Here is a 22,065-nt window from a genome sequence, read left to right as displayed (position 1 = left end):
GGTATGCCCACCATCGTGCACGGCTTCGACTGGCCGGACCGTCTCGTCGTCGGGACGATCGGCCGCCCCGGCGAGCGGTCCTTCTACCTCCAGGCGCGGGACGGCCGCCGCGTGACGAGCGTCGCGCTCGAGAAGGAGCAGTCGGCGGTCCTCGCGGACAAGATCGACGAGCTCCTGGACGAGGTCGCCTCGGTGGAGGACAACCGCTTCAGCGTCCCGCCCTCCGCCCCGTCCGAGCTGCAGGACCTCGCGCCGCTCGACCAGCCCGTCGAGCCCGAGTTCCGGGCCGGCGCCCTGAGCCTCGGGTTCGACCCGGCGACGGCGCAGGTGGTGATCGAGGCGTACCCGATCGACGACGAGCTGGAGATCCTCGCCGAGACGAGCGACGACGGCGAGGAGATCGAGGCGGTCGTCGAGATCCCGGAACCGGCCGAGCTGTTCCAGGTGAAGATCCCCGTCGGCACCGCGCGCGCGTTCGTGGAGCGCACACGCGAGATCGTGGCCGCGGGGCGTCCGCCCGGGGACGCATGAGCGACGGATCGCTGTCGATCCGGGCACGCATCCGCGAAGCGTCGAACGCCACCTTCCTGGCCGACCTCGACGGTGAACCCGTCGTCTACAAGCCGATCGAGGGCGAGCGGCCGCTGTGGGACTTCCCGGACGGCACGCTCGCCGACCGTGAGGTCGCTGCCTACCTCGTGTCCGAGGCGTTCGGATGGGACGTGGTGCCCCCGACGTGGATGGGCGACGGGCCCTTCGGCCGCGGCATGGTCCAGCGCTGGCAGGAGATCGACGTCGAGCAGGACGCGGTCGACCTCGTCCCCGCCGACGTGACCGACACCCCCGAGGGTGCGCCGCCGTGGCTGCCCGTGCTCGAGGCGATCGACGAGCAGGACCGACCCGTGACGCTCGTGCACGAGGACACCGCGGTCCTGCGGCGGATGGCCGTGTTCGACGTCGTCGTGAACAACGCCGACCGCAAGGGCGGCCACGTGCTCGCGATGCCGGACGGGCACCGCTTCGGCGTCGACCACGGGCTGACCTTCCACGTCGAGCACAAGCTCCGCACCGTCCTGTGGGGGTGGATCGGCGAGCCGCTCGACCCGGACGAGCTCGAGGGTCTGGACCGCGTGGCGGACGCCCTGCGGGGTGACCTCGGCGCGGCGCTCGACGAGCACCTCACGGTCGCCGAGGTCGACACCCTCAGGGCGCGCATCGCGGCCCTGCGGGCGGTCGGTGTGTTCCCGCCGCCCCCCGGTCACGGGCCGGCCGTGCCCTGGCCGCTCTTCTGACGGACGGGAGGCGCGGGTTCGGCCGGACCCGCGCCTCCCGTCCTCCCGGTCACCAGTCGTCGCGTCCGTACCCGCCGAACAGCGGCGACGCGCCGCCGCGCGCGCCGAGGTAGGACCCCACGACCGCGACCCCGAGGTCGTCGTTCTCCGGCGCGACCACCGTCCCGTCCACCCGCTTCGCCATCGCGTCGACGAACCGTGCCAGGCCCGGGTCGTCACCGAGCCGGAAGAACGTCGTCTGCGCACCGAGTCGTCCGGCGTTCTCGAGTTCGCGGACGGACAGGGCGATCGTGATCGGGTCCGGCGGGTAGCCGAACCAGACCTGTCCGTTCGGTTCGAGGTGGGAGGTGGGCTCGCCGTCGGTGACGATGAGCAGCACCGGCTGCGCGTTCGGGTGCTTCCGGAAGTGCCGGTTCGCGAGCAGCAGCGCGTGGTGCAGGTTCGTGCCCTTGTCCCACATCGCGTCGAGCCCGACGAGCTGCTCGATGTCCATGACCTCGGCCTCGCGTCCGAACGCGATGAGCTGCAGGTCGTCGCCCCGGAAGCGGGTGGACACGAGGGTGTGCAGCGCGAGGGCGGTGCGCTTCATCGGGACCCAGCGGTCCTCCATCGCCATCGAGAACGACGTGTCGACGAGCAACGCCACGCACGCCTGGGTGCGCGCCTCGGTCTCCTGCACCTCGACGTCCTCGATCGTGAGGCGCACGCCGGGCCCCGGGCGTCCACCGGCCGCCGTGCGGGTGACGGCGTTGGTGATCGTCCGCGGGATGTCCCACGGCTCGGTGTCGCCGAAGGCCCACTGCCTGGTCGCACCCGACGGCTCGCCGGCTGCACCGGAGCGACGGAGATCCCGCGCGCCCTGACGCCCGGACATCCGCTGGGCGACGTCCTTGAGCAGGCTGTTGCCGAGCTGGCGCATCGCCTTCGGCGTGAGCCGGAGCTGACCGTCCGCGCCCCGTCGCATCGCGCCGGAGTTGCGGAGGGCCTTCTCGAGCTGCTGCAGCGTCTTCGCGTCGACGGCCGCCTCGTCGCCGAGCTGCCGCGCGAGCGCATCGAGGTCGAGGTCGTCCAGGTCCGAGCCGGGGCCGGACTGGGCCAGCTGGTCGGCGAGGGCGTCGAGGTCAGCGATGTCCTGGAACACACCGGTGCCGTCACCGAGGCCGAGCCCCTGGTCGCCGTCCATCCGCTCGGACCCGCCCCAGTCCTCCCCGGGGCGGAGCGCGCGCAGGTTCTGGTCGAGCTGCCCGAGCTGCCCCATGAGGTCGGGCGACCCGAACGCCTGCTGGGCGAGCGCGTCGAGCTCGTCCCGCTGCTCCTGCGTCATCGAGTTCCGCATCCGTTGCGCTGCCGCGGCACGCGCGGCGAGGTCGTCGAGCAGCTCTTCGACGTTCTGCGGGTTCGACGGGAAGTACTGTCCGTGCTCGGCCATGAACGCGTCGAACTGCTCCTGCGTGTCCGTGCCGCGCTGGTGGTCCTCGAGCAGCTGGTTGAGGTCGCGCATCATGTCCGCCACCGCCGCACGGTCCTCGTCGGTGGCGTTCTCGAGCGCCTGCTTCATGCCGGCGAACCGCTGGTCGAGCATCTCGCGGCGGAGGAGGTCCTTGATCTCCTCGTACTTCTGCCGCGCCGTCGGGCTCTTCCAGTCGTACCCGTTCAGCTCCTGCACCGCGGTGGCGGGCGAGGGGGAGAGGCTGTCGAGCTGCATCTCGGCGAGGGCACGGTCGCCGTCGTCGAGCTCGGTGTCGCGGGCGAGCTGCCCGCGTTCGGCGAGCACGGCCTCGTCGAGGAGCTGCTTGACCTGCTGGAGCGTGCCGTCGAGGTTGTTCTTGCTGGTGAGCTCGCGACGGCGTTCGGCGACGCGGCGGGCGAGGTCGTCCAACCCCCGTCGGTCGCGGCCCCCGCGGCGCAGGAACTCCCGGATGGCGCGGTCCGGCGAAGTGCCGCCCATGACGTCCTCTCCGATGGCGTCGAGCGCCTCGGACAGGTCGACCGGGGGAGCGAGCGGGTCGGGCCCGTCCTCGTACCTGCCGTACCGGGCGTCGCGCGTGAGCCGCCGGTTCTGCCTAGCCATAGACGGCTTCGCCCCCGCCGGACTCCTTGCTGATGCGTCGGGCGAGGTAGAGGCCCTCGAGCGCGAGTTCGATCGCGCCGGCACGCTCGCCGTCGTTCGTGGCCCCGAGGCGGTCGCAGACCTGGTCGTAGAGGTCCGACTCGCCGATCGAGGGCAGCCCCTCGAGGAACGCGCGCGCACTGACCTGCTCGCCCGTCGTCACCATCGTGCCGCCGTCGAGCGCCTCGACCAGGACCGCGAAGTCGAGGCCGCGGAAACGCTCCCGGACCGTCTCGGCGGTCGCGGTGCGGAGGAGGTGCTCGAGGATCTCGTCGGCACGGTCCTCCTCGCCGTTCTCGAACTCGATCTTCCCGCCGAGGACGTCGACCGCGGTCTCGAGGTCGATCGGTCGGGCGACGGCGTGCTCCTCGCCCTGCCGTGCGGCACGGTGCACGGCCGCGGCCGAGATGGTCTCGGCGCCCGCGATCGCGAAGCGCGCGCTGACGCCGCTGCGTTGGTCGACGGCGCTCGAGCCGCGCAGCGCGCGCGTGAACCGGGCGAGGATCTCGATGAGCGCGTCCGGCACGTCGGCGGTGAGCTGCGCCTCCTGGCGGATCACGGCGATCTCGTCGGCGAGCTCGATCGGGTAGTGGGTGCGGATCTCGGCGCCGAAGCGGTCCTTCAGCGGCGTGATGATGCGGCCGCGGTTCGTGTAGTCCTCGGGGTTCGCGCTCGCGACGACGAGGACGTCGAGGGGCAGGCGGAGGACGTAGCCGCGGATCTGGACGTCGCGTTCCTCCATCACGTTGAGCATCGCGACCTGGATGCGCTCGGCGAGGTCGGGCAGCTCGTTGATCGCGACGATGCCGCGGTGGCCACGCGGGACGAGTCCGAAGTGGATCGTCTCGGGGTCGCCGAGGCTGCGTCCCTCGGCGACCTTCATCGGGTCGACGTCGCCGATGAGGTCGGCCACGCTCGTGTCCGGCGTCGCCAGCTTCTCGACGTAGCGGTCGTCGCGGTGCCGCCACTCGATCGGCAGGGCGTCCCCGAGGTCCTCGGCACGCCGCTGGCTGGCGGTGGTGATCGGGTCGTACGGGTGCTCGCCGAGCTCGGACCCGGCGATGACGGGGGTCCACTCGTCGAGGAGTCCCTGCAGGGTGCGGAGGAGGCGGGTCTTGCCCTGCCCGCGTTCGCCGAGCAGGACGACGTCGTGGCCGGCGATGAGGGCGCGTTCGAGTTGTGGGACGACGGTGGTGGCGAAGCCGTGGAGGCCGGGCCACGGGTCGCGGCCCTCGCGGAGGGCACGGAGGAGGTTGTCGCGGATCTCGGCGCGGACCGACTTCTGGACGTGACCAGAGGCGCGGAGCTCGCCGACCGTTCTGATGGCAGGTCGGGTCACCCCGTCAACGGTACGCCGCGAGCGCTGGTCCGGCGGGTCCGTCCCACGGTCCGTGAACCATCCCGGCGATCTCGGCGTACGTTCCCCATTCGTGAGCAGCGCGACGACGAACGGGGCGATCAAGAGCCTGGTCCCCGCCAGGATGGACAGACTGCCGTGGACACGGTTCCACTGGAGCGTCGTGGTGGGACTCGGGGTCTCGTGGATCCTCGACGGCCTCGAGATCCAGATCGTGTCGAACGCCGGCTTCCAGGCCGACCTGCACCTCTCGACGCAGCAGGTCGCCTCGCTCGGCACCATCTACCTCGTCGGCCAGGTCGTCGGAGCCCTGGTGTTCGGTCGGATGTCGGACCGACTGGGACGACGCAAGCTGTTCATCCTGACCCTGGCGATCTACCTGATCGGGTCCGGCATCGCCGGACTCGCGCCCGCCTTCTGGTTCCTGGCGATCTTCCGCTTCGTCGCCGGTCTCGGCATCGGCGGCGAGTACGCGGCGATCAACTCCGCGATCGACGAGCTCATCCCGGCGAAGTACCGCGGACACGTGGACATCGCGATCAACGGGACGTACTGGGGTGGTGCCGCCCTCGGCGCCTTCGCGAACATCTACCTGCTCGACACCTCGATCTTCGCCGAGAACATCGGCTGGCGCATCGGCTTCTTCCTCGGCCCGGTGCTCGGCATCGTGATCATCTTCCTGCGACGGCACATCCCGGAGAGCCCGCGGTGGCTGATGACGCACGGTCGTGAGGAAGAGGCCGAGGCGACGGTGGCACGGATCGAGGACTCCGTCGAGAAGTCGACCGGGCACCGGCTGCCCGACGTCGACGGGTCGAAGGCCATGACGGTGACGCCGCTCGACAACGTGCGGTTCAGCACGATCGTCAAGGTGCTGTTCCGGCAGTACCCGACGCGGACCCTGGTCGGCGCGACGATGATGATCACGCAGGCGTTCCTCTACAACGCGATCTTCTTCACCTACGCGCTCGTGCTCACGAACTTCTTCGGTCTGAAGACGTCGCAGACGTCGATCTACTTCTTCCCGTTCGCGATCGGCAACCTGCTCGGCCCGCTCGTCCTCGGGCGGTTGTTCGACACCTGGGGCCGTCGGCAGATGATCTTCTCGACGTACCTGGTCTCCGGGCTCGTCCTGGCCACGTCGGCGTTCCTGTTCCGCGTCGACGCGATCAGCGCGGGCGTGCAGGTCGTGTTCTGGTGCGTGTCGTTCTTCTTCGCATCGGCCGGAGCATCGAGCGCCTACCTCACCGTCAGCGAGATCTTCCCGCTCGAGCTCCGGTCGCAGGCCATCTCGTACTTCTTCGCGCTGGCGCAGATCTTCGGCGCGATCGCCCCGCTGATCTACGGTGCGTTCATCGGCGACGGGTCCTCCCGCGAGCCGCTCTTCTGGGGCTACCTGCTCGGGTCGGCGGTCATGATCGGAGGCGGTGTGGTCGCGTTGATCTTCGGCGTCGATGCGGCTCGGAAGGGGCTCGAGGACGTCACCCAACCGCTGTCCGTGCTGACGAAGGAAGCGGACGCCGCACGGAAGTAGTATTCCGTATACGGAGTGTTTAGCGCGGCGGACTGCAGCCTGTCATCGTGCAGGCATGGCACTCCTCCACAGCACGACAGCACCCAGAACGGTCCACGGCCCGTCCACGCCCGAACCCGGTGGGGCGGCCCGTGCCTGATCCTGGCGTCATGGAGCGATCACTGAACCGTGCGGGTCGCGGTGACGACGATCCGAACGGCATCCGGCGCAGTCTGCTGCGCGACGCCGTGTTCGCGCGGTTGCTCGACAACGTGCTCCGTGGCGTGTACCGGCGCGGGCAGCGCATCCGGCTCGACACCATCGCGGCGGACATGCGCGTGTCCCGCACCCCGGTGCGCGAAGCGCTCGTGCCGCTCGAGAACCTGCGCCTCGTCACCGTGCAGCGGTACGTCGGCGTGGTCATCGCACACTGGACCGTCGACCACATGATCGAGCGGGTGCGGATCGCCCGCACGATGATCACGGAGCCGTCGGTCGGTTCCGTGTGCTGCGCCGACCGGTTCGACGTCGCGTGGCTCCGCGAGTGCGCGACCGAGGGTGGTGCCTTCGCCGAACTCGGCGCGTGGTGGCTCCGTCGGAACGGCGCCGCGGTCAGCGCCGACTGGCTCTTCTCGCAGCGCGACGTGCTCGACGCGTTCTTCACCGACGACGTCGCGCTCGCGAACGGGATCGACGCCGTCGTCGCCCGTCGGGACCGGCTGCGGATCGTCGACCGCGCGACGGCTGCTGCCGAGCAGGACGCCCTCGCCGACTGCGCTGCCGCCCTCGTCGAGCTCGCCGACGCCCTGATCGCGATGCCCGACCGCTTCCGTTCCGTCGCCTGACACTCACCGCGGTTTCCGGGGGCCTTCGCACTGAACCGTCAGGCACCGTCGTGCCAGGGTGGACCGGTCGCGTCCCCTCGACCCGTCCCGCACGGGCTCGGGCGGGACGTCCCGGCGCCCGACAGGGAGGGCGCTGCTCGCGTCCCCGGCCGGCCGGGTGCCGCACCGTGTCCGCACACGACAGGAGTGCCCGTGAACGACGTCCGCGACCGATCCCACCGACTCAACCGGACGACCGGGATCGCACGCCACGGACGTCTCCGTCGCACCGGTGCTGCCGGCACCCTCGTCAAGGCCCTCTCGGGGGTCGCGGCGGTGGCGCTCGTCAGCACGGCCTCGGTCGCCGCGATCGCCGCGAAGCAGGTCACCGACGACCTCGGCGACGGTGTTCGGATCGAGGGTCAGCCGGCACCGAGGGCAGCGGGATCGACCGGACTCAGCTCGTACCGGGGCGGCTTCAACATGCTCGTCGTCGGCACGGACAACGACCCCGAACAAGGAACCGCGTACGGCGAACGCGAGGCCACCCTGAACGACGTCAACATCCTGCTCCACGTCGCCGCCGACCACTCGAACGCCACCGCGGTGAGCATCCCGCGTGACCTCGTCGCGCCGATCCCGGCGTGCCGGAAGCCGGACGGCTCGGGCACCACGGCGGCGCAGTCGGCACGGCCGATCAACACGGCGTGGGGTGAGGGTGGGCTCAACTGCGTCGTCCAGACCGTGCAGGGCCTGACCGGACTCGACGTGCAGTACTCGGCGGCGGTGTCGTTCAAGGGCGTCATCGAGATGTCGAACGCGATCGGCGGTGTGCCGGTGTGCGTCGCGCAACCGATCCACGACCGCTACACCGGGCTCGACCTGCCGCAGGGCACCTCGACGCTCCAGGGTGACCAGGCGCTCGCGTTCCTCCGATCCCGGCACGGCGTCGGGGACGGGTCCGACCTCGGACGGATCTCCAGCCAGCAGGTCTTCCTGTCCTCGCTGCTGCGGACGGTGAAGTCGAACGACACCCTCACCTCACCGGCGACGCTCTACAAGCTCGCCCGGGCAGCGGCGTCCAACATGCAGCTGTCGCAGAGCCTCAACGACGTCGGCACCATGGTGCAGATGGGACGGGCGCTGCAGGACCTCCCGCTCGCGCAGGTGAACTTCGTGCAGTACCCCGGGACGACGGGCGGTACCGGGGTCTACTCCGGCAAGGTGCAGCCGTCGACCGAGCTCGCGACGCAGTTGTTCGCGAAGATCAAGACGGACCAGTCGTTCTCGCTCGGAGCGGACAGCACGGGCATCGGGTCGGAACGTGCCGCGTCCGCCGCTCCGACCAGTGCCGCTGCCGGTCCGACGGCGGCAGCGTCGCCCGCCCCGTCCGCGGGCGGTGCAGCGAGTGCTCCCGCCACCGGTGCTGCTCCTGCCGGGACCGCTCCGACCGGGAGCGCCGCGGCGTCGAGCGCGCCCGACGACACCATCGACGGGCTGCAGGGACAGTCGGCCGACGAGCAGACCTGCTCGAAGGCGTTCGGCTCCTGACTGCCTGACGAGCACGCTCGCGCGCACCGAGAACGGTTGCCGCTCGCGGCGTCACGACAGACCGAGAACGGGGGCGCGGTGGTGGGCCGCGCCCCCTCGGCCGCTCCCGGGCCGAGCGCCACACGATCGGGCGCGTCGGGCTCGGCCGCCGGGAGCGACGTCGGTGCTGTGTCGCGACTGCGGGGTGGAGACCCCGGAACGTGATCGCCGCGTCCCGACGATGCTATTGACCGGGGTACGGGTCGACAACCCCCGCATGTCCCCACTTCGGGGGACCGTTCCGCAACGGGTGCGCGTGGCCGAGGTCGAGACGGGGCTCGACCTCCTGTATGGTGGTCGCAGCGCTCGCAAGAGTGCTTGGAGACGTCGCATAGTCAGGCCGAGTGCACCACCCTGCTAAGGTGGAGTCCCCTTTGAGGGGACCGAGGGTTCAAATCCCTCCGTCTCCGCTCCAGGATCGTCGGGGTGTCCCGGCTCTCCGTTCGACGAAACGTTCGCGTCTGTCGCCCGAGCCTCGCTCGCACGCCACTCGTCGTGCTTCTGCCCGGGCCGACGCGCCACGTGCGGGCTACGCCCGAGCGCAGCAGCGATGACGGACGGGAGGCGACCGGAGCGTCAGACCGTCGCCACCCCGCTCGTCGCGACGTCGTGTGCCGCACGGCCGCGCCGCGCCGCACCCGCGGCGAGGGCCGTGAGCACGACCGCCGCGAGCGTGATCCCGGCGCCCGCCCAGATCGGCGACGTGTAGCCGAGGCCCACCGCGATGGTCAGGCCGCCGATCCAGGCCCCGAGGGCGTTCCCGAGGTTGAACGCCGCGATGTTGGCACCGCTCGCCAGGGTCGGGGCGTGATCGGCGTAGTGCATGACCCGCGTCTGCAGCACGGGCACGGTCGCGAACCCGAACGCGCCCATGAGCACGAGGGCGACGATGGTGAGGACGGGGGAGGTCGCGACGAGCGCGAACACCGCGAGCACCACCGTGAGGATCGCCAGGACGACCAGGAGCGTGCCGTCGATGGACCGCGACGCGAGCTTGCCCCCGGCGAAGTTGCCGATGAAGAGGCCGATGCCGAACACGATGAGCAACCACGGGACGCTGCTCGACGGGAACCCGGAGACGTCGGTTAGGGTGTACGCGATGTAGGTGAACGCGCCGAACATCCCGCCGAAGCCGAGCACGGTGATGCCGAGCGAGAGCCACACCTGGCCGGAGCGGAAGGCCCCGAGTTCGCGGATGAGGGACGGGGTCTCCGCCTCGGGCGTGCGGACGCGGGGGACGAGGACGGCGACGCCGACGAGCGCGACGATGCCGATCGCGGCGATCGTCCAGAACGTGGCGCGCCACCCGAGGGCCTGGCCGAGGAAGGTGCCGAACGGGACGCCGAGGACGTTCGACGCGGTGAGTCCGGTGAACATGAGCGCCACGGCGGAGCCGCGCTTCTCCCGCGCGACCATGTCGGACGCGACGACCGACCCGATGCCGAAGAACGCTCCGTGGCAGAGTGCGGCGATGACCCGGCCGGCCATCATCACGCCGTACACGGGCGCGATCGCGGAGAGGGTGTTGCCGATGACGAACAGCACGAGCAGCCCGATGAGGACGGGCTTGCGGGGCAGCCGCGTGGTGGCGGCGGTGAGTCCGAGCGCGCCGACGACGACGGCGAGGGCGTACCCCGTGACCAACCAGCCGGCGGTGGTCTCGGTCACGCCGTAGTCGGCGGCGACCTCGGGCAGGAGGCCGGTGATGACGAACTCGGTCAGGCCGATGCCGAACCCGCCGAGTGCGAGGGCGATGAGTCCCGCTGGCATGGATGTCCTTCCGTTGTGCGGCGCTGCTGTGCCGCGTACGCTGGTTGTTGCAGACGCGGGATATCGATAGTTGCACACGCGGGGTATCCGCGCAAGCAAGCAATCCTGCCCGGAAGCACCGCTGGAGGTCCCATGTCCGTCGACGACACGTCGCTCGCCGTCCGCGCCCACGGGTGGCGCACCCTCGCGTCCCTGCACGGCCTCATCGAGGCGCGGCTGGAACGTGCGCTGCGTGCGGTCGACCTGTCGGTGGTCGAGTACACGGTCCTCGACGCGCTGCGGCGACAGGACGGCTTCCACATGCGGATGCAGCAGCTCGCGCGCGCCGCAGCGCTCAGCCCGAGCGCGACCACCCGCCTCGTCAACCGGCTGGAGGAACGCGCGCTCCTCACGCGCGTGCTCTGCGCCGACGATCGTCGCGGGCTCTACACGGAGCTCACCCACGCCGGTCAGGCCCTGCTCGACGAGGCCACGCCGGTGCACGCCGCGGCGTTGGAGGAAGCGCTCGCCGAGGCGCGCGAGGTGCCCGAGCTCGAGGAGCTCGCGGTCGCGGTCGACCGGCTGGAGGGCGCCGCGGTCTGACGAGTCGCGGTCTGCGTCGGTCCCCTGGACTGGAGGCGCGGCTCGTCTCCGCCCGCACGCTACGGTGAGCGGATGGTGCGTCGCGCAGGGCTGGTGGTGGGGATCGTCCTCGTGGGGGCGGTCCTCGGCGGGTGTTCGGTCTCCCCGGGGGTCGCGTCGACGAACGGGACGCCGCGCAGCCCGTCCGTCGAGGCGTACGTGGAGCCCGACGACGGTGCAGCCGCCCGGGTCTCCGACGCGGCGCCACGGGCGGCGACCATCGGCATCGACGGCGTCACGGTCACGGACGACGGGGCCGGGTTGAACGCCCTGCCCGACGGCGTCGGAACGCTGGCGCGCACCGCCTCGAAGCGCGGCGCCGTGCCCGAGCTGCTCGTGAGCAACTACTCCGAGTCGATCGGGGACTTCTCGCCCGAGGTCGGGACGGCCCTGCTCTCCGACGCGGGCAACCGGGAGCGCGTGGCCGACCAGCTGGCCACGCTCGCGGCGCAGCAACACATGCGCGGCGTGCAGATCGACCTCGAGTCGCTCCGCAGCCAGGACCGCGCCGGACTCGTCGCGTTCGCCGCTGGGCTCCGGAGCGCCGTGCACGACCGGCTCGGCAAGCGCGCACGCGTCTCGATGGCGGTGATGGCATCAACCGACGCGGCCGGGTTCCGGGACACCGGCTACGACCTCCGTGCGCTCGCGGGCAACGTCGACCGGTTCGTGCTCATGACGTACGACCAGCACGGCCCGTGGAGCGGCCCGGGTGCGATCGGCGCCCTGCCCTGGGCGAAGCGCGTCGTCGCCGCGGCCGAGCACGAGGGGCTCCGGGCTGACCGGATCGACCTCGGCATCGCCGGGTACGGCTACGTCTGGGGTGGTACCGGTGACCCGCAGGTCGCTCCGGCAGCGGCGAGCCGGCTCGCGGGGCGTGCTGCACGGTGGTCCGAGCGCGACGGCGAATGGTCGGCGAAGCTCCGTGACGGGCGGGAACTGCACTGGTCGGACGCCCGCTCGTACCGGGCGCGGGTGGTGCTCGCTCGGCAGCTCGGGCTGCACGGTGTCGCGCTCTGGTCCCTGAACACGCTGGGCCTGCCGCGCTGAGCGACGCGCCTCAGTGGCGGGGCGGCGCCGTCGTCGAGCGGACGACGAGCGATGGTGGGACGAGCGTGCGGGTGGGTGCGGCGTGCTCGGGCGCGCCGATGCGTTCGACGAGCCGCGCCGCTGCCAGCCGTCCGACCTCGTCGTTGTGCGGGTCCACGGTCGTCAGCCGGAGCAGTGGTGACGCGGCGAGCGGGGTCGCGTCGTTCCCGACCACCGACACGTCCTCGGGCACCCGGAGCCCGGCCTCGTGCACGGCGGCGATCGCGCCCATCGCCATGAGGTCGTTCGCGGCGAACACGGCGGTGGTCTCGGGGTGGTCGGCGAGCGCTCGCCGGGTGGCGTCGAAGCCTGCGGTGTCGGACGTGGCGCCGTCGCCGGAGACCACCGGCGTGGTGCCGGCCGCGACCAGACGGGTGACCGTGGCGTCGCGGCGGACGGCGGCCGGGCCTCCCGAACCGCTCACGTGCACGATGTGGCGGTGACCCAGGTCGAGGAGGTGTTCCGTCGCGAGCCGGGCGCCGGTCGCCTCGTCCGAGGTGACGACGTCGAGCCCGCCGGGCACGTCGGCCCGGTTGCCGGCCACGACCACGGGTGTGTCGGGTGGCACGACGAGGTCGGGGAACCCCTCGGCGGCGAGCACGACGCCGTCGACGCGCAGCGAGACGAGGTCGTCGAACGGTGACGAGCCGAGGTGGGCGTTGGCGCGCGTGTCGGCGAGCGTGAGCCGGAGACCGTGCGGGGCCAGCGCCTCGCGGATGCCGTTGAGCAGCGGGACGTACCAGGGGTTCCGGAAGTCGTCGACGACCACGCCGATCGTCCGTGTGCGTGTGCCGGCCAGGATCGCCGCGGCCCGGTTCGGCCGGTACCCGAGTTCCGCGGCGGCCGCCAGGACCGCCGAACGCCGGGCGTCGGAGACCCCGGGGTCGTCGCGCATGACCATCGAGACGAGCGACTTGGAGACGCCGGCTCGTTCGGCGACGTCGATGATCGTCGGGGGGCGAGGTGGCACGCGGATCCTCCGGCGAGACGCTTGACAGGACATGGGTGGGACGGGCTACAGTCTACCGACATCTTCTGGAACGTTCCAGAACCACCTGTCTTCTCGAAGGAGAGAACATGAGCGACAGCATCGGCGTCGCCGTCATCGGAGCCGGCATGGCCGGCAAGGCGCACATGGCCGCCTGGCGGAACGCACCGTCCCTGTTCGGGTCGACACTCCCGCCGGTCCGGCTCGTGTCGGTCGGGGACGTGTACGAGCCGCTCGCCGCCGGGGCCGCGCGACGCTTCGGGTACTCCCGGCACGACACGGACTGGCGAGCGATCGCCGAGGCGGACGACATCGACGTGGTGAGCGTCGTCGTCGCGAACACCCTGCACCGCGAGATCGTCGAGGGCCTGCTGGCCGCCGGCAAGCACGTGCTCTGCGAGAAGCCGCTCGCCGACTCCCTCGAGGACGCCCGCGCCATGGTCGTCGCCGCGGACGCCGCCGCCGAGCGGGGTCAGGTCGCCCGCGTCGGGTTCACCTACCGGCGCGCACCGGGTCTCGCCGCCGTCAAGGAGCTCGTCGAGGACGGCACGCTCGGGCGGGTCCTGCACGTGTCCGGCCGGTACTGGACCGACTACGGGTCGTCGCCGGACGTGCCGTTCTCGTGGCGCTTCGCCGGGGCGCCCGGTACCGGGGCACTCGCGGACGTCGGTTCGCACCTGGCCTACGTGGCGGAGTTCCTCGCCGGCGAGATCCGGAGCGTCAACGGCGGCACGTTCACGACCGCGATCACGAAGCGCCCGATCGCCGCGGGGTTCGCCCTCCGCGGGCAGACGGTCCCGCTGACGGGGGAGTCCGCCGACGTCGAGAACGACGACTACGCGGCATTCGGTGCACGGTTCGTCGACGGGACGGTCGTCGGTTCGCTCGAGGTCTCGCGGGTCGCGACCGCGCACCCGAACGGCCTCGTCGTCGAGGTCGTCTGCGAGCGGGGCGCCGCCCGCTGGGACCAGGAGCGCGCGTCCGAGATCGGCCTCGCACTGCAGTCCGACGGATCGCGGCTCGGCGGGTACCGTCAGGTCGTGCTCGGCCCCGAACACCCCTACGTCGCCGGTGGGATGGCGATGGACGCGCCAGGGGTCGGGTGGGGACAGAACCAGATGTTCGAGTACCAGGCACGGGCCTTCCTCGACGAGGTGACCGGCAACACGACCGACCCCCTGCCGGCGAACGCGACGTTCTCCGACGGCGTCCACAACATGGAGGTCCTCGACGCGGTGGCGCGGTCCGCCGCCGCAGGTGGGGCAGCCCAGACGGTCACGGAAGCGGTGCACGCATGAAACTCGGTCTCTACGACGCGATCTTCCACGACCGGCCGCTCGAGGACGCGCTCGCAGCGATCGCCGGGAACGGACTCACCGGCATCGAGCTGAACACCGGCGGGTTCCTGCCGCCCGTGCACGTGCCCGACCTCGACCGGATCCTCGTCGACGACGTGGCGCGCGACGCGTTCCTCGCTCGGTTCGACGGCACCGGGGTCTCGATCGCGGGCCTCAACTGCAACGGGAACCCGCTGCACCCCGACCGCTCGATCGGGGAGCGGCACGCCGAGGACATCCGGCGGAGCATCCGACTGGCGGCCCGGCTCGGTCAGGACCGCGTCGTCACGATGTCCGGCCTGCCCGGCGGTGAGCCCGGAGCGACCCGCCCGAACTGGATCGTCAACGCGTGGAACTCGGCGGCGCTCGACGTCCTCGAGTACCAGTGGAGCGTCGCCGTGCCGTTCTGGCAGGAGATCGACGCCCTCGCCCGGGAGCACGGCGTCCGGGTGGCGCTCGAACTGCACCCGCAGAACCTCGTCTTCAACCCGGCATCGGTGCGCGAGTTGGTGTCCCGTGGCGGTCTGACGAACATCGGTGTCGAGCTCGACGCGAGCCACCTCTTCTGGCAGCAGATGGACCCGGTGGCGGTCGTGCGGGACCTCGGACCGCTCGTGTTCCACGCCGCGGCGAAGGACGTCCGCATCAACCCCCACGCGGCGATCGACGGGGTGCTCGACAACGCGTTCCGCCGGTTGTCGCCGGAGGAGCCCCGGACGAACCTCGGCGGGGACGAGTGGGCGAACGAGTGGCCGAAGCCGTCCGCGTGGGACTTCGTCGCGCTCGGCAAGGGGCACGACACGGCGTACTGGACGGAGTTCCTCGCCGCGCTGCACGAGGTCGACCCGGAGATGTGGGTGAACATCGAGCACGAGGACACCGAACTCGGGCGCGAGGACGGGGCGGCCGTCGCAGCGGAGGTCCTGCTGGCGGCGGACGCGGCGCTGTCGGCGCGCGCCGGAGGACGCTGACGAGGCGGACGGGAGGCACGCTGCGGGCCCGCCCCGCGCCTCCCGTCCGCCCCGCGGTGCGTGTGTCCCGGGGCGCAGTCGGTGACGCATCCCCGGGAGATGTCACCGGGCCGTTGTAGCATGCACGACACCTGTCCCGAGCCGAGGAGGCCTGCGTGCCGGAACCGACGGACCCCGCCTTCCCCATCGACCGCATCCAGGACGTCGGGGACGCCATCATCGCCGCCGTGGCGACCGTGATCGACGGCAAGACCGAAGCGATCCGCACGGCGCTGACCGTGATGCTCGCCGAAGGGCACCTGCTCGTCGAGGACGTCCCCGGCGTCGGCAAGACGGTCCTGGCGAAGGCGCTCGGTGCATCGGTCGGCGGGTCGGTCAACCGCATCCAGTTCACCTCGGACATGCTCCCGTCGGACGTCACGGGCGTGAACATCTTCGACCAGTCGTCCGGCACGTTCCGGTTCTCGCCCGGACCGGTGTTCGCGAACGTCGTCATCGGCGACGAGATCAACCGCACGAGCCCGAAGACCCAGTCCGCCCTGCTCGAGGCGATGGCCGAGGCGCAGGTCACGGTCGACGGCGTGACGCGTCCGCTGGACCGACCGTTCATGATCGTCGCGACGCAGAACCCGATCGACATGGAGGGCACCTACCCGCTGCCCGAGGCCCAGCGCGACCGGTTCATGGCGCGCCTGACCATGGGGTACCCGAGCGCCGACGCCGAGCGGCGGATGCTCACGAACCGTGGCGGCGGCGACCCGCTCGCGCAGCTCCGTCCGATCGTCGACGTCACCACGCTCCGCGACCTCATCCGGTCGGTCCGCACCGTGCACGTCGCGCCCGACGTCGAGGCGTACATCGTCGCGATCGTCCGCGCCACCCGCACCCACCCGGACATCGTGCTCGGCGCCAGCCCGCGCGCCACGCTCCACCTCGCCCAGGCCGCCCGCGCCCACGCCGCCCTGCTCGGCCGACCGTTCGTCACGCCGGACGACGTCGCCACCCTCGCACCGGTGATCCTCGCGCACCGGCTCGTCCCGGTCGCCCGCGGCCTGGGCGGCACCGGCGACGACACCGTCCGCGACATCGTCGTGCGCATCGTCTCCGACACCGCCGTGCCGTTCACGGCGGCACCCGTCCGCTCCTGATGTCCGGGCCGTCGGCACCCTCGTCGCTCGCACTGCGGGCGGGTGCCGCGCGATCGACCGCCCTGCGGTACGGGCGTCGGGGGGTGGCGTTGCTCCGCCGGACCCCGTTCCCGCGGCCGACGGCGCGCGGGTGGACGGTGATCGCGGTCGGTGTCGGCCTCGTCGGCGGCGGGCTCGTGGGGACGACGAGCGTGGCGGTGTCCGCCGGGCTCCTGCTGCTCGTCCTCGTGGTGCTCGGCATCGTGATGGCTTTCGTCGTGGCGGCACCGCTCCGCGGCAGCCGGGGCACGGCGCGCGCGATCGTCCAGGTCGGCGAGGTCTTCCGCGAACGCATCACCCTGGGCGGCACGAGCCTGCCGTTCGGACCACGCTCGACCCTGCTCGTCCGCGAGCAGCTCGACGACGGCCTGGCGAGCCTGTCGACCGCCGAGACCTACGCGCAGGTCGGGCCGAACCTCCCGCCGGCGGTGCTCGACGTCGAGGCGCTCGCGATGCACCGCGGACGGAGCCTGGTCGGGCCGGTGACCATCCGCGTCGAGGACCCGTTCGGACTGCTGCGCATCGACCGGCCCGTGGTCGCGGCGGAAGAGGTCGTCGTCGTCCCGGCGACGACCCCGCTCGCCGCGCTCGACACCGGTGCGCTCGCCGGTGCCGTCTCCGCCGACGAGGGCCGGGTCGGCCAGGGCGGGTCGGCGGACGACAGCGAACTCCGGCCGTACCGCCCGGGCGACCCGATCCGGCGCGTGCACTGGGCGCAGAGTGCCCGCCGCGGGGAGCTCCACGTGCGCCAGACGACGCAGGCGCAACCGCCCGAGGCGGTCATCGCCCTCGACGTGCGCCGTGAGTCGTACCAGCGGCTGGGCCGCGACGACCTCGCCGAGCTGTCCGACCTCGGGGGCGATGCGGCCTTCGAGCACGCCGTCGTGGTGGCCGCGAGCGTCGCGCGTGCACTGGCCGCACGGACGTCCCGGGTCGTCCTGGTCAGCGACTCGCCGTCCGGGAGCACGCGGCATGCGGGCGACGCCGGCGGCCTGACCGACGTGCTGGTGGGACTCGCCGACGTGCGGATCCGATCCGACGCGCGCGAGGTGACCGAGGTCCTGCCCGACGTCCGTGGCCGCGACGTGCACGGCATGACCGCGGTCGTCACCGGGCACTGCACCGCCGAACAGGCCGCAGAACTCGTGTCGTCGACGACCGGGTCGAGTCGTGGGATCCTCGCCACGATCGTCCCGCCGGACCCGGTGGTCCGCGGGATCCTCGACCGCGGCGGCTGGCGGACCCTCGTCGTGCCGGTCGCCGGGGCGCACGCGCCGGGGAGCATCCGGTGAGCGGCGTCCAGACCCGCACGCGTTCCGCTCGGTCCGAGGCCCGCCCTGATCCCGACGCCCGCGCCGAACGACCGGACTCGCCGAGCCCCTGGGTCGTGGCGCTCGCTCCGGTCCCGGTGCTCATCGCCGCCCTCGCGATGCGGCCCCTCGTGCAGGGCATCGCGTGGTGGGTGTCCGGCGTGCTCGTCGTCGCCGTGCTGGTCGGCACCGTGCTGGCCGTGCGTCGTCGTGCTCCCGGTGTCCGCTTCGTCGCGCTGGTCGCCGCCCTGATCGTCAGCTCGTGTGCGGCCGCGGTGCTGAACGGCGTGCAGCCGCTCGGTTGGCTCGACCAGGACGGCGCGCTCGGCGAGACCCTGGCGGCGGTCCGTCTCAACCCGGCGCCGCTGCCGCAGTCCGACGCGATCCGGCTCATCGTGACCGTCGCGATCGGCTGGGTCGCCGGGGTGTCGCTGTTCCTCGCCGCCGTGGCCCCGACGGCAGCGCTCGCCGCGACACCGGCGCTCGTGATCCTCATCGTGCCGGGGGTCGTCACCGGGACCCCGGCGTCGCCCGGACTCGTCATCGCCGCCAGTGTCGCCTTCCTCGCCCTGTTGTGGTCGTCGGTGCGTCCCCTGCAGCGCGCGGTGCCGGCGGCCGTCGTCGGGGCGATCGGCCTCGTGGTGGCCGTGGGGCTCCCGGCGGTCGTGCCGCTGGATGCCGGGTGGCTGTCCGGCGTCACCGGGGCGATCCAGTCGCCCGTGCAGCCGGGGCGTCCCGGCACGCTGCTCAACCTCGGCAAGGACCTCCGGCAGCCGAACGAGCTCGAGGTCTTCCGCTACCGCTCGTCCGACGGGCAGCCCGAGTACCTCAAGCTCGCCGACCTCGACGAGTTCGGCACGGGCGACTGGGTGCCGACGACGACCGACGCCTCGAAGTCCGAGACGGCGGACCGGCAGCAGTGGGCGGTCGGCATCAACCCGCGGCTGTCCACCCGCGGGGACGTCACGATCCGTGTGACGGGGCTGTCGAGCAACTACCTGCCCGTCCCGTCCGGGGCGATGTCGATCGAGTCCCGCTCGACGAACCTCGACCTCGGGCAGTGGCGCTGGATGGGGGACTCCAGCACGGTCCGTTCCACCGGTCCGTCGACTCCCCGAGGCGCCACGTACGAGGCGTACGGCGCGTCCACGTGGGCGGGGGAGTACCTCGACGCGATCGCCGCCTCCGGGCTGCTCGGCCACGGCGACGAACGGGGCTTCGCCGCGCCGTCCGCCGCGCAGCTCCGGACGGACCGGGCGCTGCCGAAGGACCTTCCCCGGAGCATCGCGAGCACGGCCCGCCGCGTCGCCGGGAGCGCGGGCACGGACTACGAGGAGGGCCGCGCGCTCGAACAGTGGTTCCGGAGCGACCTGTTCACCTACTCCGAGACGGCTCCCGTCGAGCAGGGGTACGACGGCGACAGCATGGACGTCGTCGCGAAGTTCCTGCAGGTGCGCGAGGGGTACTGCGTGCACTTCGCGTCGGCGATGGCGGTCATGGCACGCACGCTCGGCATCCCGTCGCGCATCGCGGTCGGGTACCGAGCCGGGCCGACCCGGGCCGACGGCGAGTACTCGGTGTCGAACCGTCAGCTGCACTCGTGGCCGGAGCTGTACATCAAGGGCGCCGGCTGGGTCGCGTTCGAGCCGACCCCCGACTCCGACCAGGCCGCGACCGCCCCCACCGAGCCCACCTCGACGCCGTCGGCCGCGGCACCGGACACCCCGTTGCCGGCGCCGGACCGGTCCGCGCCCGCCGCGTCGACGGACCCGACGCCGACGTCCTCCGCCGCGCCGGGCGCCGCCGGGTCGACGGGTCGCCGCGACGACGGGCCGCTCGGACTCGCCGTCGGGCTCCTGCTCGTGGTGGCGCTCCTCGTGACCCCGGGCGTCGTCCGCGCGGCTCGCCGACGGTCCCGGATCGGTGCGGTGCGCTCCGGCAGGTCGCCCGCCGTGAACGCCTGGCGAGAGGTGCTCGACGACGTCGCGGACCACGGCTACGCGCCGGGGCTCGCACCACCGGGCGACGCCGCCGCCGCTGCGCGGACGGCTCGGGCGGTCCTCGGTCGGCTCCGGGCTGCCGTGCCGGACGACGTGCTGCCGTCCCTGGACACCGTGGTGGACGCCGTCGATCGTGAGCGCTTCGCCGCGGGCGGACCGGCCGCGGTGGACACCGGTGCGCTGCTGGTCGCCGTCCAGGAGGCGCGGGCCGCGCTGGACCGGTCCTCCTCCGTCGTGCGGGTGGTGCGGTCGCGCGTGCTGCCGCCGAGCCTGCTGCCGTCGTCGGCGTGGTCGCACGAGGGCCGCCGGACACGCCGACGTCCCGCCTAGCGCACGGGGCCGCGGCAGGCACGAGGCAGGAGCCGGGTGCGGGCGGTGGTCAGCGCCTCCGGATGACCGCCTCGACCAGGGCAGCGACGACCTCGCCCGGGTTCGTTCCCGGCAGCGCCTCCGCGTCGAACACGATGCCCACGTTCGCCCCGATGAGCACCGTCGCCAGGTCCTCCAACCGCATCCCGGGGTCGATCTCGGGGTGTGCCCCGAACCACAGCCGGACGAGTTCGAGGACGCCCTCCTGCAGTTCGCGCCGCTGTCGGACGAACTCGGGCAGGAACTCCGGGTGCCGGAGCGCGTAGCCGCGGAACTCGGACAGCAGCGCGAACTGTGCGCTCTGGTCGTGGCGGCCGAATGCCGCACGCACGACGTCCCCGATCTCCACGGCGGTGACGTCGGCGCGCACGAGTTCCCGCAGCGAGCCGAGCACCAGGTTCGTCGCGCGCTGCATGACCTGCGCGACGAGGTCCTCCTTCGACGAGAAGTTCGAGTACACGGCGCCCTTGCTGAACCCGGCGCGGGCGGCGACCTCGTCCAGCCGGGCTTCGTGCACGCCCTGTTCGGCGAACACCGCGGCACCGGCGTTCAGGAGACGTTCGCGGACCTCGGCCCGCGGGGTGCGTGGAGTGGGGGAGACGGAGGCGTCGTCGCTCATCGGTTCCTGATTCGACGGGGCCCGCCGCGGTCCGTCGGGTCCGGCTTCGTCGGGCTGGCGTGGTGGTGGGTCAGGACCATTGTGCTGGAGGCAGCGCGTGACCGGGGACCTGCCGCGCCGCGCGTCTGATCCCGCGCGGCATCAGCGAAGCCCCCGTCAACACGTCCGTTCGGATCCGCCGCGTTCGGGTCGCGTCGGTGCCGGAGCGGGCGACGTGCGCCGGGACGATACCCGGCGGTACCGATGCTACGCCCGGCCGTCGGCGTATGACACCCCTCAGCGGTCGGTGCGGTCGCTCTCGCCGGTGGGCGCCTGTTCGTGGCGCACGCTGCCCACACCGGAGCGTCGGCCGGGTCGGCGCAGCAGTCGGATCGCGTCGGGGCGCAGCTTCCGTCCCCGTTGCAGGAGCGAGCCGAGCGTGGACTTCGGCTGCCAGTCGCGGCCGTTCGGCAGCCCCCATCCCCGCCGGACCGCTCCCCACCGCAGCCCGAGGGACAGCACGATCGCTGCGACGATCCCGACCGACGGTGCCCCGAGGTGCGACGCGACGACCATGACGGCCGACGCGGCGACCGCCACCGTGGCGTACAGGGCGTTGCCGCCGAAGACCGCGGGCACACGGCGGAGCAGCAGGTCCCGCATCGCACCGCCGCCGACCGCCGTGATGGTCCCCATGATGATGGCGGCGGGCCAGTGGAGCCCGGCATCGAACGTCCGCTGGACCCCGACGACCGACCAGAACCCGATGACCGCGGCGTCGAGCACGGTGAACAGCCGGTCCCACGCACGTTCCGAGAACGACACGAAGAACGCGATGAGCGCACCCGCGATCGCGACCGGCGCGTAGAGCGGGTCCACGAGCGCGACGGGCGGTCCGTTCTGCAGCAGGGTGTCGCGGAGCATGCCGCCGCCGAGGCCCGAGACGAACCCGACGACGAGGAACCCGAAGAGGTCGAAGTCCATCGTCCGGGCGAGGGAACCGCCGAGCAGTGCCGACGCGAACACCCCGGCCAGGTCGAGCACGTTCGTGATCGACGCCAGGCCTTCGACGGACAGCAGGTTCATGAGAACCATCAAACATCACCGGCGCGGAGTGGCGGGGCGACGGCCGGTTAGGT

Annotated in this window: 18 protein-coding genes and 1 tRNA gene; 13 read left to right on the top strand and 6 right to left on the bottom strand. The window is 72.3% G+C overall.

The annotated features are described in order from the left end of the window. The first annotated feature begins 3 nt into the window (after positions 1–3). Positions 4–531, top strand: a complete 528-nt coding sequence (locus ACTJKO_RS04590; RefSeq protein ID WP_440686146.1) for a DUF3090 domain-containing protein — start codon at positions 4–6, stop codon at positions 529–531. Further along, positions 528–1,292 carry an SCO1664 family protein gene (locus tag ACTJKO_RS04585; protein WP_440686144.1) on the top strand — a complete coding sequence of 255 codons (765 nt, stop codon included), beginning with the start codon at positions 528–530 and terminating at the stop codon, positions 1,290–1,292. The genes ACTJKO_RS04590 and ACTJKO_RS04585 overlap by 4 nt, the downstream gene beginning before the upstream one ends. A gap of 49 nt (positions 1,293–1,341) precedes the next feature. Here the strand turns inward: ACTJKO_RS04585 and ACTJKO_RS04580 are convergent, their stop codons facing one another. Both ACTJKO_RS04580 and ACTJKO_RS04575 read right to left on the bottom strand, forming a co-directional pair. Next, on the bottom strand, positions 1,342–3,363 hold the full coding sequence (locus ACTJKO_RS04580) for a vWA domain-containing protein (protein WP_440686142.1): 2,022 nt from the start codon (positions 3,361–3,363) through the stop codon (positions 1,342–1,344). Then, complete coding sequence (locus ACTJKO_RS04575; protein WP_440686140.1) at positions 3,356–4,741, bottom strand: magnesium chelatase; 1,386 nt, start codon at positions 4,739–4,741, stop codon at positions 3,356–3,358. The genes ACTJKO_RS04580 and ACTJKO_RS04575 overlap by 8 nt, the downstream gene beginning before the upstream one ends. A 91-nt stretch (positions 4,742–4,832) precedes the next feature. Between ACTJKO_RS04575 and ACTJKO_RS04570 the strand changes: the two genes are divergently transcribed. The 4 genes from ACTJKO_RS04570 (at position 4,833) to ACTJKO_RS04555 (ending at position 9,096) form a co-directional block, all read left to right on the top strand. Beyond that, positions 4,833–6,293 carry an MFS transporter gene (locus ACTJKO_RS04570; protein ID WP_440686138.1) on the top strand — a complete coding sequence of 487 codons (1,461 nt, stop codon included), beginning with the start codon at positions 4,833–4,835 and terminating at the stop codon, positions 6,291–6,293. 149 nt (positions 6,294–6,442) lie between these two features. Next, positions 6,443–7,117 (top strand): GntR family transcriptional regulator, encoded by a 675-nt coding sequence (locus ACTJKO_RS04565; protein WP_440686136.1) that lies wholly within the window; start codon positions 6,443–6,445, stop codon positions 7,115–7,117. Positions 7,118–7,309: 192 nt separating this feature from the next. Continuing rightward, entirely contained in the window at positions 7,310–8,647 is a 1,338-nt protein-coding gene (locus tag ACTJKO_RS04560) for an LCP family protein (protein WP_440686134.1), read from the top strand. A gap of 359 nt (positions 8,648–9,006) precedes the next feature. Continuing rightward, positions 9,007–9,096 (top strand) — tRNA-Ser (locus ACTJKO_RS04555). Positions 9,097–9,262: 166 nt separating this feature from the next. On the opposite strand, the gene ACTJKO_RS04550 is transcribed toward ACTJKO_RS04555, so the two are convergent. Then, a complete protein-coding gene (locus ACTJKO_RS04550) occupies positions 9,263–10,456 on the bottom strand; it encodes an MFS transporter (RefSeq protein WP_440686132.1) in 1,194 nt (397 codons plus the stop codon). Between the two features lie 132 nt (positions 10,457–10,588). Here ACTJKO_RS04550 and ACTJKO_RS04545 point away from each other — a divergent pair, with 132 nt between their 5' ends. Both ACTJKO_RS04545 and ACTJKO_RS04540 read left to right on the top strand, forming a co-directional pair. Continuing rightward, positions 10,589–11,038 carry a MarR family winged helix-turn-helix transcriptional regulator gene (locus tag ACTJKO_RS04545; protein ID WP_440686130.1) on the top strand — a complete coding sequence of 150 codons (450 nt, stop codon included), beginning with the start codon at positions 10,589–10,591 and terminating at the stop codon, positions 11,036–11,038. Between the two features lie 72 nt (positions 11,039–11,110). Continuing rightward, positions 11,111–12,127, top strand: coding sequence for a glycosyl hydrolase family 18 protein (locus ACTJKO_RS04540; protein ID WP_440686128.1), 1,017 nt, complete (start codon positions 11,111–11,113; stop codon positions 12,125–12,127). A 10-nt stretch (positions 12,128–12,137) separates the two neighbouring features. On the opposite strand, the gene ACTJKO_RS04535 is transcribed toward ACTJKO_RS04540, so the two are convergent. Continuing rightward, positions 12,138–13,136, bottom strand: coding sequence for a LacI family DNA-binding transcriptional regulator (locus ACTJKO_RS04535; RefSeq protein ID WP_440686126.1), 999 nt, complete (start codon positions 13,134–13,136; stop codon positions 12,138–12,140). 107 nt (positions 13,137–13,243) lie between these two features. Between ACTJKO_RS04535 and ACTJKO_RS04530 the strand changes: the two genes are divergently transcribed. From ACTJKO_RS04530 to ACTJKO_RS04510, 5 genes are all read left to right on the top strand, one after another. Next, the gene (locus ACTJKO_RS04530; RefSeq protein WP_440686124.1) at positions 13,244–14,452 is read left to right on the top strand and encodes a Gfo/Idh/MocA family protein; all 1,209 of its coding nucleotides are present in this window, start codon (positions 13,244–13,246) and stop codon (positions 14,450–14,452) included. Continuing rightward, a complete protein-coding gene (locus tag ACTJKO_RS04525) occupies positions 14,449–15,462 on the top strand; it encodes a sugar phosphate isomerase/epimerase family protein (protein WP_440686122.1) in 1,014 nt (337 codons plus the stop codon). Before ACTJKO_RS04530 ends, ACTJKO_RS04525 begins: the two co-directional genes overlap by 4 nt. 155 nt (positions 15,463–15,617) lie before the next feature. Next, entirely contained in the window at positions 15,618–16,610 is a 993-nt protein-coding gene (locus ACTJKO_RS04520; RefSeq protein ID WP_440686120.1) for an AAA family ATPase, read from the top strand. Between the two features lie 83 nt (positions 16,611–16,693). Then, positions 16,694–17,941: a DUF58 domain-containing protein gene (locus ACTJKO_RS04515; RefSeq protein ID WP_440686118.1), complete on the top strand. Its 1,248-nt coding sequence runs from the start codon at positions 16,694–16,696 to the stop codon at positions 17,939–17,941. Further along, positions 17,938–20,289, top strand: coding sequence for a transglutaminaseTgpA domain-containing protein (locus ACTJKO_RS04510; RefSeq protein ID WP_440686116.1), 2,352 nt, complete (start codon positions 17,938–17,940; stop codon positions 20,287–20,289). The genes ACTJKO_RS04515 and ACTJKO_RS04510 overlap by 4 nt, the downstream gene beginning before the upstream one ends. 49 nt (positions 20,290–20,338) lie before the next feature. Here the strand turns inward: ACTJKO_RS04510 and ACTJKO_RS04505 are convergent, their stop codons facing one another. Then, on the bottom strand, positions 20,339–20,947 hold the full coding sequence (locus ACTJKO_RS04505) for a TetR/AcrR family transcriptional regulator (protein ID WP_440686114.1): 609 nt from the start codon (positions 20,945–20,947) through the stop codon (positions 20,339–20,341). Positions 20,948–21,223: 276 nt separating this feature from the next. Next, entirely contained in the window at positions 21,224–22,012 is a 789-nt protein-coding gene (locus ACTJKO_RS04500; RefSeq protein ID WP_440686112.1) for a trimeric intracellular cation channel family protein, read from the bottom strand. Between the last annotated feature and the right edge of the window lie 53 nt (positions 22,013–22,065).

It is taken from the genome of Curtobacterium sp. 22159, from assembly GCF_052045775.1.
Taxonomy (GTDB): Bacteria; Actinomycetota; Actinomycetes; order Actinomycetales; family Microbacteriaceae; genus Curtobacterium.
Note: the sequence above shows the minus strand (reverse complement) of the source record. Positions and strands in the feature narration are given on the sequence as shown.